The organism is Gordonia sp. AC31 (assembly GCF_031844505.1).
GTDB lineage: Bacteria > Actinomycetota > Actinomycetes > Mycobacteriales > Mycobacteriaceae > Gordonia > Gordonia hongkongensis.
Map to the genome: position 1 here is coordinate 502,151 of NZ_JAUZVK010000001.1, position 18,039 is coordinate 520,189.

At 67.9% G+C, this 18,039-nt stretch carries 18 protein-coding genes; 9 read left to right on the plus strand and 9 right to left on the minus strand.

All coding sequences use genetic code 11. The features are described 5' to 3' along the window. The first annotated feature begins 144 nt into the window (after positions 1-144). The 4 genes from Q9R39_RS02365 (at position 145) to Q9R39_RS02380 (ending at position 6,430) form a co-directional block, all read left to right on the plus strand. Positions 145-2,550 (plus strand): acetyl-CoA acetyltransferase, encoded by a 2,406-nt coding sequence (locus Q9R39_RS02365; RefSeq protein WP_396275637.1) that lies wholly within the window; start codon positions 145-147, stop codon positions 2,548-2,550. Between the two features lie 143 nt (positions 2,551-2,693). After that, positions 2,694-3,935 carry an AI-2E family transporter gene (locus Q9R39_RS02370; protein WP_311277043.1) on the plus strand — a complete coding sequence of 414 codons (1,242 nt, stop codon included), beginning with the start codon at positions 2,694-2,696 and terminating at the stop codon, positions 3,933-3,935. A 90-nt stretch (positions 3,936-4,025) separates the two neighbouring features. Continuing rightward, positions 4,026-5,258: an acyl-CoA dehydrogenase family protein gene (locus tag Q9R39_RS02375; RefSeq protein ID WP_065631040.1), complete on the plus strand. Its 1,233-nt coding sequence runs from the start codon at positions 4,026-4,028 to the stop codon at positions 5,256-5,258. Between the two features lie 20 nt (positions 5,259-5,278). Beyond that, the gene (locus tag Q9R39_RS02380; RefSeq protein WP_058252504.1) at positions 5,279-6,430 is read left to right on the plus strand and encodes an acyl-CoA dehydrogenase family protein; all 1,152 of its coding nucleotides are present in this window, start codon (positions 5,279-5,281) and stop codon (positions 6,428-6,430) included. 61 nt (positions 6,431-6,491) lie between these two features. On the opposite strand, the gene Q9R39_RS02385 is transcribed toward Q9R39_RS02380, so the two are convergent. Then, the gene (locus Q9R39_RS02385) at positions 6,492-7,280 is read right to left on the minus strand and encodes an enoyl-CoA hydratase (protein WP_065631042.1); all 789 of its coding nucleotides are present in this window, start codon (positions 7,278-7,280) and stop codon (positions 6,492-6,494) included. Between the two features lie 59 nt (positions 7,281-7,339). Here Q9R39_RS02385 and Q9R39_RS02390 point away from each other — a divergent pair, with 59 nt between their 5' ends. Further along, positions 7,340-8,425, plus strand: coding sequence for an NADH:flavin oxidoreductase/NADH oxidase (locus tag Q9R39_RS02390; protein ID WP_311277044.1), 1,086 nt, complete (start codon positions 7,340-7,342; stop codon positions 8,423-8,425). Between the two features lie 61 nt (positions 8,426-8,486). Here the strand turns inward: Q9R39_RS02390 and Q9R39_RS02395 are convergent, their stop codons facing one another. Then, complete coding sequence (locus Q9R39_RS02395) at positions 8,487-9,164, minus strand: TetR/AcrR family transcriptional regulator (RefSeq protein ID WP_205333538.1); 678 nt, start codon at positions 9,162-9,164, stop codon at positions 8,487-8,489. An 82-nt stretch (positions 9,165-9,246) separates the two neighbouring features. Here Q9R39_RS02395 and Q9R39_RS02400 point away from each other — a divergent pair, with 82 nt between their 5' ends. Both Q9R39_RS02400 and Q9R39_RS02405 read left to right on the plus strand, forming a co-directional pair. Then, complete coding sequence (locus tag Q9R39_RS02400; RefSeq protein ID WP_311277045.1) at positions 9,247-10,554, plus strand: cytochrome P450; 1,308 nt, start codon at positions 9,247-9,249, stop codon at positions 10,552-10,554. Positions 10,555-10,832: 278 nt separating this feature from the next. Continuing rightward, positions 10,833-11,168, plus strand: coding sequence for a transglycosylase family protein (locus Q9R39_RS02405; RefSeq protein ID WP_311277046.1), 336 nt, complete (start codon positions 10,833-10,835; stop codon positions 11,166-11,168). A gap of 105 nt (positions 11,169-11,273) precedes the next feature. Here Q9R39_RS02405 and Q9R39_RS02410 read toward each other — a convergent pair whose 3' ends face one another. Next, complete coding sequence (locus tag Q9R39_RS02410; RefSeq protein ID WP_058252499.1) at positions 11,274-11,693, minus strand: hypothetical protein; 420 nt, start codon at positions 11,691-11,693, stop codon at positions 11,274-11,276. A 118-nt stretch (positions 11,694-11,811) separates the two neighbouring features. Further along, positions 11,812-11,991 carry a hypothetical protein gene (locus tag Q9R39_RS02415; protein WP_311277047.1) on the minus strand — a complete coding sequence of 60 codons (180 nt, stop codon included), beginning with the start codon at positions 11,989-11,991 and terminating at the stop codon, positions 11,812-11,814. A gap of 58 nt (positions 11,992-12,049) precedes the next feature. On the opposite strand from Q9R39_RS02415, the gene Q9R39_RS02420 reads away from it, so the two are divergent. Further along, the gene (locus tag Q9R39_RS02420; RefSeq protein WP_311277048.1) at positions 12,050-12,790 is read left to right on the plus strand and encodes a guanylate cyclase; all 741 of its coding nucleotides are present in this window, start codon (positions 12,050-12,052) and stop codon (positions 12,788-12,790) included. A 24-nt stretch (positions 12,791-12,814) separates the two neighbouring features. On the opposite strand, the gene Q9R39_RS02425 is transcribed toward Q9R39_RS02420, so the two are convergent. Then, positions 12,815-13,417: a TetR/AcrR family transcriptional regulator gene (locus Q9R39_RS02425; RefSeq protein ID WP_065631046.1), complete on the minus strand. Its 603-nt coding sequence runs from the start codon at positions 13,415-13,417 to the stop codon at positions 12,815-12,817. Between the two features lie 106 nt (positions 13,418-13,523). On the opposite strand from Q9R39_RS02425, the gene Q9R39_RS02430 reads away from it, so the two are divergent. Beyond that, complete coding sequence (locus tag Q9R39_RS02430; protein WP_065631047.1) at positions 13,524-14,345, plus strand: SDR family NAD(P)-dependent oxidoreductase; 822 nt, start codon at positions 13,524-13,526, stop codon at positions 14,343-14,345. Positions 14,346-14,363: 18 nt separating this feature from the next. Here the strand turns inward: Q9R39_RS02430 and urtE are convergent, their stop codons facing one another. From urtE to urtB, 4 genes are read right to left on the minus strand one after another with little or no spacing between them, the layout of a single operon-like run. Next, positions 14,364-15,056: an urea ABC transporter ATP-binding subunit UrtE gene (urtE, locus tag Q9R39_RS02435; RefSeq protein WP_065631048.1), complete on the minus strand. Its 693-nt coding sequence runs from the start codon at positions 15,054-15,056 to the stop codon at positions 14,364-14,366. Positions 15,057-15,059: 3 nt separating this feature from the next. After that, on the minus strand, positions 15,060-15,950 hold the full coding sequence (gene urtD / locus Q9R39_RS02440; RefSeq protein WP_311277049.1) for an urea ABC transporter ATP-binding protein UrtD: 891 nt from the start codon (positions 15,948-15,950) through the stop codon (positions 15,060-15,062). Then, positions 15,947-17,059: an urea ABC transporter permease subunit UrtC gene (gene urtC, locus Q9R39_RS02445; protein WP_068970914.1), complete on the minus strand. Its 1,113-nt coding sequence runs from the start codon at positions 17,057-17,059 to the stop codon at positions 15,947-15,949. Before urtC ends, urtD begins: the two co-directional genes overlap by 4 nt. Further along, positions 17,056-17,943: an urea ABC transporter permease subunit UrtB gene (gene urtB, locus Q9R39_RS02450; protein ID WP_058252491.1), complete on the minus strand. Its 888-nt coding sequence runs from the start codon at positions 17,941-17,943 to the stop codon at positions 17,056-17,058. The genes urtC and urtB overlap by 4 nt, the downstream gene beginning before the upstream one ends. Positions 17,944-18,039: the final 96 nt, after the last annotated feature.

An 18,039-nucleotide genomic window follows, 5' to 3' on the forward strand; every position in this document is an offset into this window, starting at 1 on the left:
GACAGTCTGGTCGGCTCGGCACCGGCCGACCACGGTTGCAACCGCGCTGACCGCAACGCTGACGTTCTGGGCGCGTGCACCCCACACTGGCGCTCCGACGCTCGTCCGCCACCTCCGATGAGACCCCGGTCACGCCATGTGTCAATGTTTGGTATGCCAACAACGCTCGTTGATATCGATCCGACCACCCCCGTCGTCGTCGGCGTGGGCCAGGCATCGGAACGCCTGACCGATCCCGGATACGAGGCGCTCGGCGAGGCCGACCTCGCCGCCCGGGCGGTGACCGCCGCATTCGCCGACTCCGGAGGCGACGTCGCCGGGTCGATCGACACGATCGCCGCGATCCGCTCGTTCGAGATCTCGAGCCCGTTGTCGTCGTCACCGCTGGGCCGACCGGACAACATGCCGCGCGCGGTCGGCAACCGGATCGGGGTGGACCCACGCCGCGCCGTGCAGGCCGTGACCGGCGGCCAGACCCCGCAGACGATGCTCACCGAACTCGCGGCGGCCATCGCCGCCGGCGACTCCGAGGGGGCCGTGGTGTTCGGCGCCGAGGTGATGTCGACGGTCCGCCACCTCATGTCACAGCCGGAGGATCAGCGCCCGAACTTCGCCGAGGAGGTCGGCGGGCAACTCGAGGACCGCGGTTTCGGGCTCAAGGGCATCATCTCGGTCGCCGAGATGCGGCACGGCCTCGCGTCGGTGTTGCCGCAGTACGCCCTGCTGGAGAACGCCCGCCGGCACGCCTCCGGCCTGGGCCGCGACCCCTACATCGCCACGATGGGTGAGTTGTTCGCACCGTTCACCGAGGTCGCCGCCGCCAACCCGCACTCGGCCGCCCCGACGGCGCGCACCGCCGACGAACTCGTCACCGTCACCCCCGAGAACCGGATCGTGTCCGATCCGTTCACTCGGTACATCGTGGCGCGCGATCAGGTCAACCAGGCCGCAGCCGTGGTCGTGATGTCGGTGCGGGCCGCGCAGGCCGCCGGCATCGACCCCGCGAAATGGGTTTTCCTGCACGGTCATTCGTCGACGGTGGAACGCCCGGTCCTGGCTCGCCCCGAATTGTCCTCCGCTCCTGCGGCTCCCGCGGCGGTGCGGCATGCGCTGCAGGTCGCCGGGATCGGGCTCGACGACATCTCCGTGGTCGACATCTACAGCTGCTTCCCGATCGCGGTGTTCAACGTCCTCGACGGGATCGGCATGTCGCCCGACGATCCGCGCGGGCTGACCGTGACGGGTGGCCTGCCGTTCTTCGGCGGGCCGGGCAACAACTACTCGCTCCACGCGATCGCCGAAGTCGTCACCCGCGTCCGGCGATCGCCGGGTGACTACGGTCTCGTCGTCGCCAACGGCGGTGTGCTGAGCAAGCATGCCGCGGGTGTCTATTCGACGACGCCGGCACCGTGGCGTCCGGACACCAGCGGTCCGGTCCAGGCCGAGCTCGACGCGGTACCGACCGTTCCCACGATCGCCGACGCCGACGGTGCCGCGGTCGTCGAGACCTACACGGTCATCCCGCAGAAGAACGGCCGCCGCACCGGTGTGGTGATCGGCCGGCTGGTCGATCCGACCGTTCCGGAGGGACTCGGCGCCCGCTTCGTGGCCAATCTCGATTCCGACGACGACGAACTCTTCGACCTCCTCCTCACCGCCGAGGACCCCGTCGGCACGCCGATCGTCGTGCAGTCCTTCGACAAAGGCAATCGGGTGGCCCTGACCTCCGCGGCCATGAACTCCCGGCACCCGGTCGTCGCGCCCGCATTCCGCGACTCCTACGAGCACGTCGAGATCCGTCGCGACGGTCGGCTGCTCGAGGTGACCATCAACCGGCCCGACGCGCGCAACGCGTTGAACCCCGCCGCGAACGCCGAACTCGACTCGATCTTCGAGGCCTACTTCGCCGATCCCGACCTGTGGGTGGCGATCTTGACGGGCAAGGGCGACAAGGCCTTCTCGGCGGGCAACGATCTCGCGGCGACCGCGGGGCCCGCCGCCCTGTCGGTGCCGAAGAACGGGTTCGCCGGACTCACCTCGCGGCGCAGCCTGCCCAAACCGGTGATCGCGGCGGTCAACGGCTTCGCGCTCGGCGGCGGCTGCGAGATCGCGATGGCCTGTCACATCGTCGTGGCCGACGAGGACGCATCGTTCGGACTGCCCGAGGTGAAGGTGGGTTTGGCGGCCGCCGCGGGCGGTCTGGTCCGCCTGCCGCGGATGGTCCCGCCCGCGCTCGCACGCGACATGATCCTGACCGGGCGTCGGATCTCCGCCGCCGAAGCCGCGGCCGCCGGACTGGTGAGCCGGATCGCCCCCGCCGGAAAGGTTCTCGAGACCGCACGCGGCGTGGCCGAGGAGATCCTGGCCGCCTCTCCGACGTCGGTACGGGCGTCGATCGCCACCATGGAACAGTCCGACGCCATCACCGACACGGTCGACGCCGTCCACGCCAGCACCTCGGTGCTCGACTCGCTCGTGATCAGCGGCGACACCCTCGAAGGGATCATGGCGTTCGTGATGAAGCGGACGCCGAACTGGAAGGGCCACTGAGAACCAACCGGAGACGTAAGCACGCCGAACGCGCGCGGATGGTCGTCGAATGCTGAACACTTGACGGCGGCCACTCCGCGCGCTCCCGCGCGTGGGTGGCCGCTGTTTCGACGTAACAGTCGTGTCCAGAAAGGCGGCACACCATGTCCGGTAGCAGTGAGGCACGCGGAACCAAGTCCTCCAAACGCACACCCCCACCACCGTCGTACCGGGTCGATCCCCCCGACTGGACACTGCCGCGGGGCACCATCGTGCTCCTCACGATCGCCGGGCTCGTCGTCGCCATCGGCGGCATCAAATCGGTGGCGTCGCTGGTCGGTCCGGTCTTTCTCGCGCTGATGCTCACCGTCGCCGTCCAACCGGTCCCGAACTGGTTGCGCAAGAAGGGCTTCCCGCGGTGGGCCGCCTTCGTGACGACGGTGCTCCTCGTCTACGGAATCCTCATCGGGCTGTTCGCGGCGCTGGTGTTCTCCGTCGCACGCCTGGCATCGATCCTGCCGCAGTACGACGACAAGTTCGACGACCTCGTCACCAGCTTCCAGAACTTCCTCACCAGCCACGGTGTCAGCCACGACAAGGTGCAGGACATGATCTCCCACGTCGACACCAGCAAGGTCGTCGGTGCCGTGACCGACGTGCTGGCCAGCACGTTCAGCGTCGCCTCGGCCCTGATACTCGTCCTCGCCCTGCTGCTGTTCATGGCCGCGGACTCGGTCGGCTTCGACGACCGGATGAACATCCTCGACCGGATGCGCCCCGACATCGCGTCGGCGTTCCGCTCCTTCTCCCAGGGGACGCGCAGTTACCTCTGGGTGTCGACGGTCTTCGGCCTGATCGTCGCCGTTCTCGACAGCGTGGCGCTCGCGCTGCTCTCCATACCCCTGCCGATCCTGTGGGGACTGCTGTCGTTCATCACCAACTACATCCCGAACGTCGGCTTCATCATCGGTCTCGTCCCGCCCGCGTTGCTCGGGCTCCTCGACGGCGGGCCGAGCAAGATGCTCGTCGTCATCGTCGTCTACAGCGCGATCAACGTCATCATCCAGTCGGTCATCCAACCGAAATTCGTCGGCGACGCGGTCGGATTGTCGACCACCCTGACCTTCCTGTCCCTGCTCTTCTGGGCCTGGGCGATCGGGCCGCTGGGCGCGATCCTCGCGGTGCCGCTGACCCTGCTCGCCAAGGCCTTGCTCATCGACATCGACCCCGCCACCCGCTGGGCAGACGTGCTGCTGTCGTCGGGCGGGCAGCCGAAGAGCCCGGACCCGACCGAGGCGGGGACATCCGACGACGACACGAGAGAACCCGCGAAGACCCCGGGCGCGAAGGGTGAGGATCCGCCACCCGGATCGGCCCCGGGCGTCACACTGGAACCGGAAACGTGAGGCGGGCTACGCAGCGCGCCGATCATTGGGTAGATTCCCTTTCGACCCCAATCTGACCACAACCGTTTACAGATAGGTTGCGCACCGCTCATGGACATGAACTGGTCTCCGGACGACGCTGCGTTTCGCGACGAGGTCCGCGCGTTCCTCGACGAGAAGCTGACCCCCGACCTACGCGCGGCGGGCACGCTGCGCACCAGCGTCTACTCCGACCACGAGGCCTCGATGAAGTGGCAGGCGATCCTGCACGAGCGTGGCTGGGCCGCTCCCGCGTGGCCGGTGCAGTACGGCGGATGCGACTGGTCGCAATCCCAGCATTACATCTTCAGCCGTGAGTCGATCCTCGCCGGCGCGCCGTCGCTGTCGCCGATGGGCATCCGCATGGTGTCGCACGCGATCATGGCGTTCGGCACCGACGAGCAGAAGAACTTCTTCCTGCCGGGCATCCTCGACGGCAGCGTCTTCTTCTGCCAGGGCTACTCCGAGCCCGAGTCCGGCTCCGACCTCGCGTCGCTGTCGATGGCCGCGGTCGACGACGGCGACGACCTCGTCGTCACCGGTTCCAAGATCTGGACCACCCACGCCTCCGAGGCGAACTGGATCTTCTGCCTCGTGCGGACCTCGCGCCAGGAACGCAAGCAGCAGGGCATCACGTTCGTGCTCATCGACATGAACTCGCCGGGCATCGAGGTGCAGAACCTCGTGTTCGCGTCCGGCGAGCAGGTGCAGGCGCAGGTCTTCTTCGACGGCGTGCGCGTGCCCAAGAAGAACGTCCTCGGCAAGATCGACGAGGGGTGGACCGTCGCGAAGTACCTGCTCGTCTTCGAGCGTGGCGGCGGCGCGGCCGCCCCGGCGCTGCAGGTCATGGCCGAGCAGCTCGGCCGGGACGCGGCGTCGGTGACGGCGCCGAACGGCGGCCCGCTGTCGGAGGATCCGGCCTTCGCGGCCAAGCTCACCGACCTGCAGGTGCGCGCGAAGATCCTCGAGGTCCTCGAGTACCGCGCGCTCGCCGCGATGAGTTCGGGCAAGGACCCCGGTTCCATCGCGTCGATGCTGAAGATCCTCGGTACCGAACTGAGCCAGGAGATCACGACCCTCAGCCTGGAGGCCGCGGGCCCGCACGGACGCGTCTTCCAGCCGCACGCCACCAAGCCGGGCGGACCCATCTTCCAGTACACCCCGCCCACCGACGGCTACGTCAGCGGCGAACCGTGGCAGGCCGTCGCGCCGCTGCACTACTTCAACGACCGCGCGGGCTCGATCTACGCCGGCAGCAACGAAATTCAACGAAACATCCTCGCCAAAGCGGCTCTGGGTCTCTGACGGGTCACAGGAGATAACCAATGGACTTCACACTCACACCCGAACAGCAACTGCTGTCCGACGGTCTCGACAAGTTCCTCGACGCGCGGTACGACCTGCAGGTCAGCCGCGACGCCGCGAAGGTCGGCGAGGGCTGGCAGCCGAAGATCTGGAAGGCCTTCGTCGAGGACCTCGGGGTCGTCGGCGCCTGTCTGCCGGAGGACATCGGCGGATTCGGCGGCGGCCCCGAAGAGCTGATGGTCGTCACCGAAGCACTCGGGCACGCCCTCGTGGTCGAGCCGTTCGTCGACACGGTCGTGCTCGGTGCGGGCCTGCTGCACGCGACCGGTAACCCCGTCGCCCTCGAGGCCGCCGGCCGCATTGCCGAGGGCGAGGCGCTCAGCGCACTCGCCGCGCTCGAAGACGGCTCGGGCGGGGTCCTCTCCCGCATCGAGACCTCCGCCGACCGGGACGGCGACGAGTGGGTGCTCAACGGCACCAAGGCCGTCGTCACCACGGCGCCGCTCGCCGACTACCTGATAGTCAGTGCCCGCACCGCAGGCGAACCCCACGATCCCGCCGGCGTCTCGCTGTTCCTGATCGATCTCGCCGACGGCGGGCCGACGGGGCTCGAGCTGCACAAGCTGCGCACCATCGACGACCGCCAGGCCGCCGACATCACGTTCACCGACGTGCGCCTGCCCGGCGACGCGCTCATCGCCGATGAGAACGCCATCGAGATCCTCGAGAAGGCGTGGGACACCGCGACCGCCGCGGTCGTCTCCGAGGCCGTCGGCCTGATGCGCAAGGTGTTCACCGACACCGTCGAGTACTCCAAGCAGCGCGAGCAGTTCGGGGTCCCGATCGGCAGCTTCCAGGTGCTGCAGCACCGCATGGTCGACATGCATCTCGAGCTCGAACAGTCGGTCGCCGCACAGTATTTCGCGATCCTGTCCCTCGAGGGCTCCCCGGCGGAACGGGCGGCGGCGGTCTCGGCCGCCAAGGCCACCGTCAGCCGCGCCGCCCGGTTCATCGGACAGAACGCGGTGCAGTTGCACGGCGGCATGGGGATGACCGAGGAGTTGGCCATCGGCCATTACTTCAAGCGTCTCACCGCGATCGAGTACGAATTCGGCACCGCGGACGCCCATCTCGCGCGTTTCGCGACCGCCACCGCGCAGATCGACGCCTGACCGCATCGTCGAATCGCCACCTCCCGGTTCCGGAGGTGGCGATTCGGCGTTCGGGCCTGACTCAGCTGTCGGTCCAGACCGGCTTCCGCTTCTGCAGGAATGCCGACATGCCCTCCTGCGCATCGCAGGTCATCGCATTGGTCGCCATCGTCTCCCCCATCTCGTCATACGCCGCCGACTCGTCGAGCTCGACCTGCCGGTAGAACGCCTGCTTGCCGATGGAGACGGTCCGCGCACTCGACCCGGCGATGTGGAGAGCCAGCTCCCGCACAGAGTTCGAGAGCTCGTCGTCGTCGACGACACCGCTGAGCAGCCCCCAGTCCGCGGCGGTCTCGGCGCCGATGGGTTCGCCGGTGAGCAGCATGTGCATGGCGCGTTTGCGTCCGATCGCGCGGGACAGCGCGACCATCGGAGTCGAGCAGAACAGCCCGATCCGCACACCCGGCGTGCTGAACCGCGCGCTGCGTCCCGCGACCGCCAAGTCACACGTCGCGACCAGTTGACACCCCGCCGCGAAGGCCATGCCGGCGACTTCGGCGATGACGGGCTGTCGCACCTCGTGGACCGTCCGCATCAGTTCCGTGCACGTCGCGAAGACGGCCCGCTCGTCGTCGAGGGTCCGGTCGACGAGTTCGCCGAGGTCGTGCCCGGCGGAGAACGCGGGTCCGAGCGCCCGGATCACGATGACCCGCACGCGCGGATCGTCGTCGAAGTCCCGAAGCGCGGCGGTGATGGCGCGCATCGTGCTCGTGGACAGCGGGTTACGGCGCCGCGCGTCTCCCAGCGTGATCACCCCGAGTGGTTCGGCGATCTCCGTCGACACCGCCTCGTGCAGAATTTGTTCGGTCATGCCCCGACACTATGCAGTGCCGCGGGAATACGACGTCGGATCGATCGTTGTGTCTCCTCGTGACCAGTACCGCACTCTTCGAACCGCTCACCCTCCGCGATGTCGCGATCCCCAACCGGATCTGGCTCGCCCCGATGTGCCAGTACAGCTGCTTCGCCGGCGACGGGGTGCCCACCGACTGGCACCTGACGCATCTCGGTTCCCGAGCTGCCGGCGGCTTCGGACTGATCCTCACCGAGGCGGCGGCCGTGGTGCCCGAAGGTCGGATCAGCGCACACGACGCCGGTCTGTGGAACGACGACCAGGCCGCGGCCTGGGGACGCATCGTCGACTTCGTCCACTCGCAGGGCTCGGTCATCGGCACCCAGCTCGCCCACGCCGGCCGCAAGGCCTCCACCTACGCACCGTTCGACGACCGCTCCGGCGCCATTCCGCTCGACGACGGCGGCTGGACGACATTCGGCCCGTCCGACGTCGCCTTCGAGGGACTGCCCGCCCCCACCGCCATGACGACCGAGCAGATCGCCGAGGTCGTGGACGCGTTCGCACAGGCCGCCCGTCGCGCCGACGACGCCGGGTTCGACGTCGTCGAGATCCACGCGGCGCACGGCTACCTGCTGCATCAGTTCCTCTCCCCGTTCTCGAACCGGCGCACCGACGCCTACGGTGGCGACTTCGAGGGACGTACGAGGCTGACCCTCGAGGTCGTGGACGCGGTCCGCGCGGTGTGGCCGTCGTCGAAGCCGCTGTTCATCCGGGTGTCCGGCACCGAATGGACCGAGGGCGGGTGGGATGTGGACGACTCCGCCCGTCTCGCCGCCCTCCTCGCCGGCCGCGGCGTCGACCTCGTGGACGTCTCCTCGGGTGGCAACGTCCTCGCCGACATCCCCGTCGGACCCGGCTACCAGGTCGACCTCGCCCGGTCGATCCACCGCCAGTCGGGTGTGCCCACCGCCGCCGTCGGCCTCATCACCGAACCCGATCAGGCCGAGAAGGTCGCCGGCGACGACGACATCACCGCCGTCTTCTTCGGACGCGTCGCGCTGCGGGAGCCGTCGTGGCCGCTGCGCGCCGCACACGAGCTGGGCATCGACAAGCGCGAGGCGCCGTATCCGCCGCAATATCAACGCGGTTCATGGCACTGAGCCCGGTCCCCGCTCCCTGAGGAGGCCCGGAGCTTGCGGAGGGCCGTCACGAAGGGTCTCGTCACACCGGCCGCGGCAACACCAGCGCGAGGGACGCCGCGGTCGCCGGCTCGATGATCGATGCGAGCGGGGCGCCGGACTCGACGGCACCGGCGGTCAGCTCCCGGAAGCCACCCCACAGGAAGATCGCGCGCTGACGGTCCATCGGCACCACCCCCGCCGCGGCCATCGTCGGGGTCGAGGTGAGGCCGACGAAGAGTTCGATCCACGCTTCCAGGGCCTCGTCCTTGACCGCCTGGGCGGCGCTGCCGAGCGCGGGCAACTCGCGGATCCAGCTCAGCGTCAGACCCGGATACCGCTCGCTCGCTGCAACATATGACGACACCGCTTGTCGCACCTGCTCTTCGATGGAGGCTTCCGCATCCACGCGCCGCGCGATCTCGGCGATCATGAACTCGTTGGTCACCGTCAGCAGCGCGAAAAAGCATGACTGCTTGTCGGCGAACTCTTGGTAGAACGACCGCCTCGAGGTCCGCGCGACCCGCACGATGTCGGCGACCGTGGTGTCGCGGTAACCCGCTTCGACGATGCACTCGAGCATCGCCGCGAGCAGCCGGTCCCGGCTTGATGCGCCCGCCGACGAGGTCAGCCAGGGCGCCGGGAGCGAAGCGAGCGGGCCCGATGTCGCAGGCGCCGGGAGCGAAGCGAGCGGGCCCGATCCAGTCACGCCTTCGAGCATAGGCCCTTGTCTCGCCCGGTACGTGAGCGTACCGTCGGGTGGTACGTGCACGTACCACCGCTGCGGCGAGAGGACCTCACTCGTGAACACCCCGACCCTGAGCGGTGAGGCGGTTCTGCCGCCCACCACGTCGATCCCGTCCACCATCCAGGGGCTCGGCGCGGTCGTGTCGCGGCGACATTTCTTTCGATATCTCCACGACCGGCACGGCTCGGCCTTTACCGTGAACCTGCCCGTCTTCGGCCCTTCCGTCGTCATCTCCGATGCCGCGATGGCGCGCGAGCTGTTCACCGCCGGCGACCAGGTCGAGAACGTCCAGCCCAACCTCGGCCGCATACTCGGCACCGGATCGATGTTCGCGCTGGAGGGCACCCGACACCGCGCCCGGCGCAAACTGCTCACCCCGCCGTTGCACGGCAAGCCGATTCGGTCGTACGAACAGATGGTGGTCGACGAGGTTCGCGCCGAGTCAGCGTCCTGGCCCACCGGGGTCGAGTTCGCCTCCATCGAACCGATGATGCGGATCACCCTGAACGTCATCCTCCGCGCGGTTTTCGGCGCCGAGGGCAGCGAGCTGGACCGACTCCGCGACATGATCCCACCGATGGTGACCGTCGGTTCGCGCGCCGCGACGGTACCCCCACTCCCACGCCTTCTCCGGCCGATCGACCCCAATCACCGGTACGCGCGACGCAATGCCGAATACCGAGATTACGTCGGCGGGCTGATCACGAAGGCGCGCAACGATTCTCGCCTGGATGAGCGCACCGACATCCTTGCGATCATGCTGCGCAGCACCTACGACGACGGCAGTCCGATGACCGACGACGAGATCGCCGAGGAACTGGCCACGATGCTCGCCGCCGGACACGAGACCACGGCGACGACCCTTGCGTGGGCGCTCGAGCGGCTGCGCCGGCACCCCGAGGTGGTGCGCGAACTGGTGGCCGAGGTGGACGCCGGTGGCTCCGACTACCGCCACGCCACCATCCTGGAGGTCCAGCGCAGCCGACCCGTCATCGACTTCGCCGGCCGGCATGTCGTCGCCGACCATCTCGACCTCGGCAAGTGGCGGATCCCGAAGGGATACAACGTCCTCGTCTCGATCGCACTCCTCCACGACGACAGCAGCGAATTCGCCCGGCCCGAGGTCTTCGACCCGACCCGTTTCCTGGGCACCAAGCCTCCGGCGGCATGGCTGCCGTTCGGCGGCGGCACGCGGCGGTGCATCGGGGCGGCATTCGCGACCATGGAGATGGACGTGACCCTGCGGACACTGCTGGCGGACTTCGAACTGATGCCGACCAGCGCCAGGTCCGAACGCTGGTTCTCGCGCGGGGTGGCGTATGCCCCGTCCCGCGGTGGTCGTATCGCTGTCGTTCCGCGCTGACCCCAGCTCGACGCCCGGGGCGCCGACGTGACGGGCCCCACATTCACGCTGTGACCTTCGTCATCGAACGCGGCCGAACATCGGCGACGGCGAGCCCCCGCCGAATTGCGGTATGCGCTGCGAATTCGCCGTCAAACTAACAGCGTTATCCCGGCGTTATCCGAATCGCCCAGGTCACGGGCTCGACGTGACCAAGCCGTTACCCAACCCGTATGGTCGCCCACGGTCCGAGATCAACCGCCCTGCCAACCCCGGGGTGGTGAGGAGGAACGAAGACCATGCGAATGACCAAGACCCACGTGACCAAGCTCGTAGCCCGCGCCGCCATCGTCGGCGCACTGACTACCGCTCCCTTCGGGATGCTGGCGTCCACCGCGCACGCAGCAGGCGGCAACTGGGACGCGGTCGCTCAATGCGAGAGCGGCGGCAACTGGGCCATCAACACCGGCAACGGCTACTACGGTGGCCTCCAGTTCTCGATGAGCACCTGGCAGGCCAACGGCGGAACCGGTAACCCGGCCGACGCCTCCCGCGAGGAGCAGATCCGCGTCGCGGAGAACGTGCTCGCCACCCAGGGCCCCGGCGCCTGGCCGGTGTGCGGCGCCAACCTCTGACGCAGGCACCGGCGCAGCACGTGCCGTGAGGCCGTGCAGTCATTGACACGACGAGGCCGGCGGGTCCTTTTCAGGACTCGCCGGCCTTGTTGCGTCTGCCGCTGTCTACGGCGTGGGCGCGGCGTCGTCGCCGCTGTCCCCGATCGTCGTGTCCAACGCACTCACCGCGATGCCGTACGGCAGGAACCGCACGTTGCGTCGTGGATCGGTGTTGGTCTTGTTGGCGCGCAGGGCCTCGAGTTCGGTCGCGTAGACCTGCTCGACGCGGGCACCGCCGTCGTCGTCGACGACGAACACCGCCCAGACACCCGAGCCGGCCTCACCGGTGGTCTCCTCACGGGGCTTGGTGCGAGTGCGGCCGCGGGCGGCCTCGTCGAAGAACATCGAGAAGGCTGCCGGTCCGGCCTGACCCTCGAAGAGCTTGCCGAACACGTCGCGCAGTCCGTCACCGGCTTCGCGCGCAAATCGGTCGAAGTCCTCGGGGCCGAAATTGAACGGTCCGCCGGAGCCGCTGTTGTCGGTCATGATGTTCCTTCCTCCGGCCACCCTGACGAGCCGCCGGTCAACGCTGTCCAGTGTCCTCAGGAATCAGTGGCTCCGCCACTCCGATCCTCAGGAATCAGTGGCTCCGCCACTCCGGTCCTCAGGAATCAGCGGCTCCGCCACCCGCGTTCTCCGTCTCGTCGAGCCGCTGATGCAGGCGTGCCCGGACATCGTCGGCCGAATAGGACTTCCGCTGCCGCTGGTCACGCGCGACCATCACCCCGCCGGTGGCCACCCCGACCGCGCCCGCCAATCCCAGCCATTTCCACAGGTTCCTCATGCGGGCAGGATAGGTCGCGCGGGCGTCGTGCGTGCTCCGGACGCATTAGCCTGCTCTCGTGCCCACCAGCAGAATTCTCCTCGGCCGAGACCACGCCGACGCCGGTATCTCGTTGACCGACGCACTCGACGCCACCCGCACCGGCGACATCTGGCTCTTCCGCGGCCATTCCGGACCGGACCGGGCCATCCGCACCCTGACCAACGCGCCCGTGAACCATGTCGCGATGGCGGTCTGCATCGACGATCTGCCACCGCTGCTGTGGCACGCAGAGCTCGGCGATCGGCTGACCGACGTGTGGACCGGATCGAATCATCGCGGCGTGCAGCTACACGACGCTCGAGAAGCCGCGGAGCAGTGGATGATTCGCTACAAGCAGGCGTGCTGGTTCCGACAGCTCACGCCGGAGGTCTCCCCGGATCAGGAGAATGCTCTCCTCAAGGTGATCGCCGAACTCGACGGGACGCCGTTCCCGACCACCGCGCGCCTGGCCGGCCGGTGGTTTCGCGGCCGGGTGCCCAACTCGACCGACCTCGTCCGGGGCATCCCCTACCTCGACCGCAAGGTCCGTCAACGACGCGACGAACGGCAGCAACGGAAAAGCCAGAACACCGAGGGCGTCGGATTAGAAGCCGCCTACTGCGCCGAGGTGGTGGCCATCACCTATCGGGAGATGGGCATCCTCGACGCGTCCAAGGACTCCAACTGGTTCGACCCCGGGCGATTCTGGAGCGGCGACAATCTCCCCCTCCACGCGCCGCACGAACTCACCCCCGAGATCGGAGTCCGGCTGGACTGACGACGGCGCGGACCGGGCCGACCGTCATCTCCCTCCGAAGGCCCGGAGCGTCGCCTCGACGAGTGCGTCGGCGTAGATGTCGGTCAGCGGGCCGCTGCGGTGCAACCACCGCTGGAACAACGGGGCGTAGAGCATCTCCAGAAACAGGTCGAGGTCGGTGTCGGGGGGCAGCTGGCCCGCCCGCTCGGCCGTGCGAAGCCGAGCCTTCTTGGCGTCGTCCAGCGGTCGCGACAGCTTCTCCCGGTACTCCGCCGCAAGGTCGGCGTCATTCGCGATCTCCGTGTTCACCGCCCGGATCAGGCGATCGAAGGACGGATCGGCGAACTCTGCCACCGTCTCCCGCATGACCTGTTTCAGGTCCGCCTCGAGATCTCCGGTATCCGGCAGTTCGACCGACTGCCCGTCGGCCCCCTCGCTCAGTGCGAGCACCGCTGCGAAGACGACCGCGCTCTTCGACGGCCACCGTCGATAGATCGTCTGTTTGCCGACACCGGCCCGGGCCGCGATCGCCTCCACCGTGACCTTGTCGTACGACTGCTCCACGACCAGGGCTCGGGTCGCTTCGAGGATCGCCTGGCGAGACCGCTCTCTGCGGCGTGAGTGATCGGGACCTGCAGCTGTCGTCATGGGTCGAGCCTAGTTCATGAAACGAGACGTTGCGTTTGACAAGCGAGGCGGACTTGGCCATAGCCATTCTGAGACGGACCGTTCCGTTTACTTAGGAGGAAATTCGATGATCGACGCACGGGTCTGGTTCATCACCGGCGCATCCCGCGGACTCGGACGCGCGTTCACCGAAGCGGCACTTGCCGCCGGCGACGAGGTCGTGGCCGTCGCCCGCAACATCGAACCGCTGGCGTCGCTGGCCACGCGACATCCCGATCAACTCCATCCCCTGTCGCTCGACGTCACGGACCGGCAGGCCGTGTTCGACGGCGTCGATGCAGCGGTCACCGCGTTCGGCCGACTCGACATCGTCGTCAACAACGCCGGCGGAATGCTCTACGGGATGGTCGAGGAAGCCACCGAGGCCCAGATCAGGGCGCACCTCGACCTGAACTTCTTCGGTGCCGTCTGGGTCGCGCAAGCCGTGCTGCCCCACCTGCGCGCCGGCGGCGGCGGACGCCTGCTGCAGGTGACGTCGATGGGCAGCGGCGGAGGAATGGCCACCGTCGGCTTCTACGGAGCGGGCAAGGCCGCGCTCGACTCGGTCAGTGAGGCGCTGGCGATGGAGGCCGAGCAATTCGGCGTCAAGGTCACCATCCTGCAGATGGGCGGTTACGACACCGGGTTGTTCACTGCCGGTACGACGAACACCGAACCGATGCCGGAGTATCGGGACCTGCGAGCCGAGATGGAATCGTCGTGGGGTGACGACGCCGGACCTCCGCCGACCACGGCCGCGCCGGTCATCCTGGAACTCGTGGCGCTCCCCGACCCGCCTCGGCGCCTGATCGTCGGCAGCCAGTCGTTCGACCACGTGCTCGAGATGGACCGCGCACGTGACCGGGACTACCACAAGTGGGAACACCTCAGCCGGCAGGCGCCCGGCTGAGGTGGCCCGCGCGTCGTACTAGATCGTCATCGCCTCGCGCACAGCACTTTCGGCGGTCGTGCCGCCCTCACCCGACGACGTCACGCGGCCGCTCTCCAGCACGTAGTACCGCTGCGCCGCCTCGAGGGCGAACCCGATGTGCTGTTCGACGAGGAGTACGCCCAGCCCCCCGCGCTGGGTGAGCGTGGTGATGGTCTGCTCGATCTCGGCGACGACCGACGGCTGGATGCCCTCGGTCGGTTCGTCGAGGATGAGCATCCGCGGCTCGGTGATGAGCGCCCGCGCGATCGCCAGCTGCTGACGCTGGCCGCCGGACAACAGGCCGGCGCGTCGTCCCAGCAGCTCCTTGAGTGCCGGGAACATGTCCAGCATCTCGGCGACCAGCTCCTTGCCGCGTTTGCGGCCGTCGGCCACCACCTGCAGGTTCTCGGCGGTGGTGAGGTGGCCGAAACTCTGCTGCCCCTGGGGCACGTAGGCGATGCCGTGCCCGACCCGTACGCTCGGACGCGCCCGGGTGATGTCGACGCCGTCGAACGTGATGGTGCCCTTGGTGGTCTTCACCAACCCGACGGCCGCGCGCAGCAGGGTCGTCTTCCCGGCCCCGTTGTGTCCCATCACCGCGACGACGCCGTCGGCCGGTACCTCGATGTCGACCCCGTGGATCACCTCGGTCCGACCGTAGCCCGCATGGACTCCGGAGATCTTCAGCATGGTTCAGCCCTTCTCCGTGATCGGTTGCGTTGCAGCCGCGCTCACCGCAGTCGCAGTCGTGTCGGTGTCGGCGGCGATCTCCTCGAGTTCCTCACCGCCGGCCGCGGTCCCGAGGTACACCTCCTGGACCTTCGGGTTCGCCTGGACCTCGGCGACCGTGCCCTCGGCGAGCACCCGCCCCCGCGCGAGCACGGTGACCGATGTCGCGAAGGACCTCATGAAGTCCATGTCGTGCTCGACGACCACGACGGTGCGCTCACCGCCGATGCGGCGCAACAGGTTCCCGGTCTCCTCACGCTCTTCGTGGCTCATCCCGGCGACCGGCTCGTCCAGCAGCAGCACCGAGGCGTTCTGCACCAGCAGCATCCCGATCTCGAGCCATTGCTTCTGACCATGGGCCAGTACGCCCGCGGGTGTGTCGGCCAGGTCCTGCAGGCCGATGGTTTCGAGCGCCTCGGCGATCGAGTCGGGGATCTGTGTCGGTCGACGCCGCAGCATCGTCCACACCGAACGCCCGGCGCCCGCGGCGATGTCGAGGTTCTGCAGCACACTCAGTTCCTCGAAGACGCTCGCGGTCTGGAAGGTCCGGCCCACCCCGAGCCGCGCGATCTGGTGCACCTTCTTGCCGACCAGTTCGACACCGGACTTCTGGATCGAACCGGTGGACTTCACCAGGCCGGTGATGGCGTCGATGATGGTGGTCTTGCCGGCACCGTTCGGACCGATCAGGAACCGCAGATCACCCTGCAGCAGTGTGAGATCCACGTCGGAGACGGCCTTGAAACCGTCGAACTCCACGCTGAGACCGCGCACCTGGAGGTAGTCGCTGTCCATCCCGGCGTTGCCGCCGGCGACCGGCGGGTGCCCGACGACCGTCGAATCTGCTTCGGTCATGACGACGCTCCTACCTTGCTGCTGGTGTGTTCGTCGATGTCGCCGGTCGGGGACGAATCCGGTGCTCTCTTCCGGCGCCACTTGACCAGTGCTCCCAGGCCGGCCAGCCCGGCCGGGAAGAACCCGACGACCACGATGAACAGGATTCCCTGCGCGTATGTCCAGCCGGACGGGAAGCTCTCCGACAGACTGGTCTGCGCCCAGGCCACCGCGATGGCGCCGAGGACCGGCCCGAGAAGCGTTGTGCGCCCGCCGATGGCGACGCCGATCAGGAAGGCGATCGACGGCACGATCCCGACGTCGGCGGGCGAGATGATGCCGACGATGGGAACGAACATGGCCCCCGCGATGCTCGCGAACAACGCCGCGATGGCGTAGGCGACGACCTTGGTGTTGGCCGGGTCGTAGCCGAGGAACCGGACCCGCTCCTCCTGGTCGCGGACGGCGACCAGCAGTTCGCCGTACCGGCTGTACATCAGCTGACGGGTGATCGCCACGACGGCGAGCAGGATGGCCGCGGTGATGAAGAACAGCAGCTGCCGGTTCACCGGGTCGTTCAGGGCGAGCCCGAAGAAGCTGCGAAAACGGTTGAGTCCGTTGCTGCCACCGGTGGTCTGCTGACCGATGAGCAGGATCGCGAAGGCGGCGGCCAGCGCCTGGGACAGGATGGCGAAGTAGGCACCCTTGACGCGCCGTTTGAACACGCCGAGACCCAGCAGGATCGCCAGCAACGTCGGTACCAGCAGGATGCCCAGGATCGTCACCACCGGTGAGGCGAAGGGCTTCCAGTACCCGGGCAGTTCGCTGATCCCGGCGATCTGCATGAAGTCGGGCACGTCGTCGCCGCGCAGTTCCGCGTCGGAGATCTTGAGGTGCATTGCCATGATGTACGCACCCAGCCCGAAGTACACACCCTGGCCGAGGGTGAGCATGCCACCACGACCCCAGGCCAGGCCGATGCCCACCGCGACGATGCCGAAGCAGAGGAACTTGCCGAGCAGGTTGAGACGGAAGTCCGAGAGGACGGCGGGCGCAACCGCGAACAACAGGATGGCGGCGACGCCGAAGCCCGCCCAGACCTTCCAGGAACTGCTGAAATAGTCCTTCACACAAGACTCCTCGACTGGACCGTGAACAGCCCCTGCGGCCGGATCTGCAGGAAGATCACGATGATGACGAACACGGCGACCTTCGCCACCGACGCGGTCGTGTTGTATTCGATGAACGAGTTCAGGACGCCGAGCGCGATGGCCGCGATGACCGCGCCCTTGATCTGGCCCAGCCCGCCGATGACGACGACCAGGAATGCGTCGATCAGATAGGTCATCCCGGTGTTCGAGCTGGTGGAGCCGATCAACGTCAGTGCGACCCCGGCGATGCCGGCGAGTCCCGAACCGATGAAGAACGTCGTGATGTCGGTTCGGCGGCTGGAGATCCCGCTCGTCTCGGCGAGATCCCGGTGCTGCACGACGGCGCGGATGCGACGACCCATCGGCGTGTACTTCATGGTCACCGCGATCGCGGTGACCGCGACAATGGCCAGCAGCATGATGAACAGGCGCGTCTTCGGGACGACCGCGCCGAGGATGTCGACGCCGCCGGACAACCACGACGGTGCGACGACGTCGACCGCCGGCGCGCCGAAGATGTCGCGGGCGAGCTGCTGGAGGATCAATCCGACACCGAACGTCACCAGGAGTGTGTCCAGTGGGCGGTCGTACATCCGCTTGATCAGGGTGACCTCGAGGAGAACGCCCATCAGGCCGCCGACGAGGAACCCGATGACGAGCGAGACCAGCAGGGACACCCCGGCATTGGAGATCAGGTATTCCTGCACCGTGTACGCGGTGTAGGACCCGGCCATGATGAACGACCCGTGGGCCATGTTGATCACGCCCATCTGACCGAAGGTCAGGGACAGGCCGAGAGCTGCGAGAAGCAGGATCGAACCGAGACTGAGCCCGGTGAAGAGCTGTCCGATAACGGTTTCCACGTGTCTATCCGTTCGTCGTCGGCGAGTGCCGCGTTCGCCGGGAGGGACCGTGCGCGACCCGTCCCGCGTCGCCGGAGGACGCGGGACGGGTCGTCG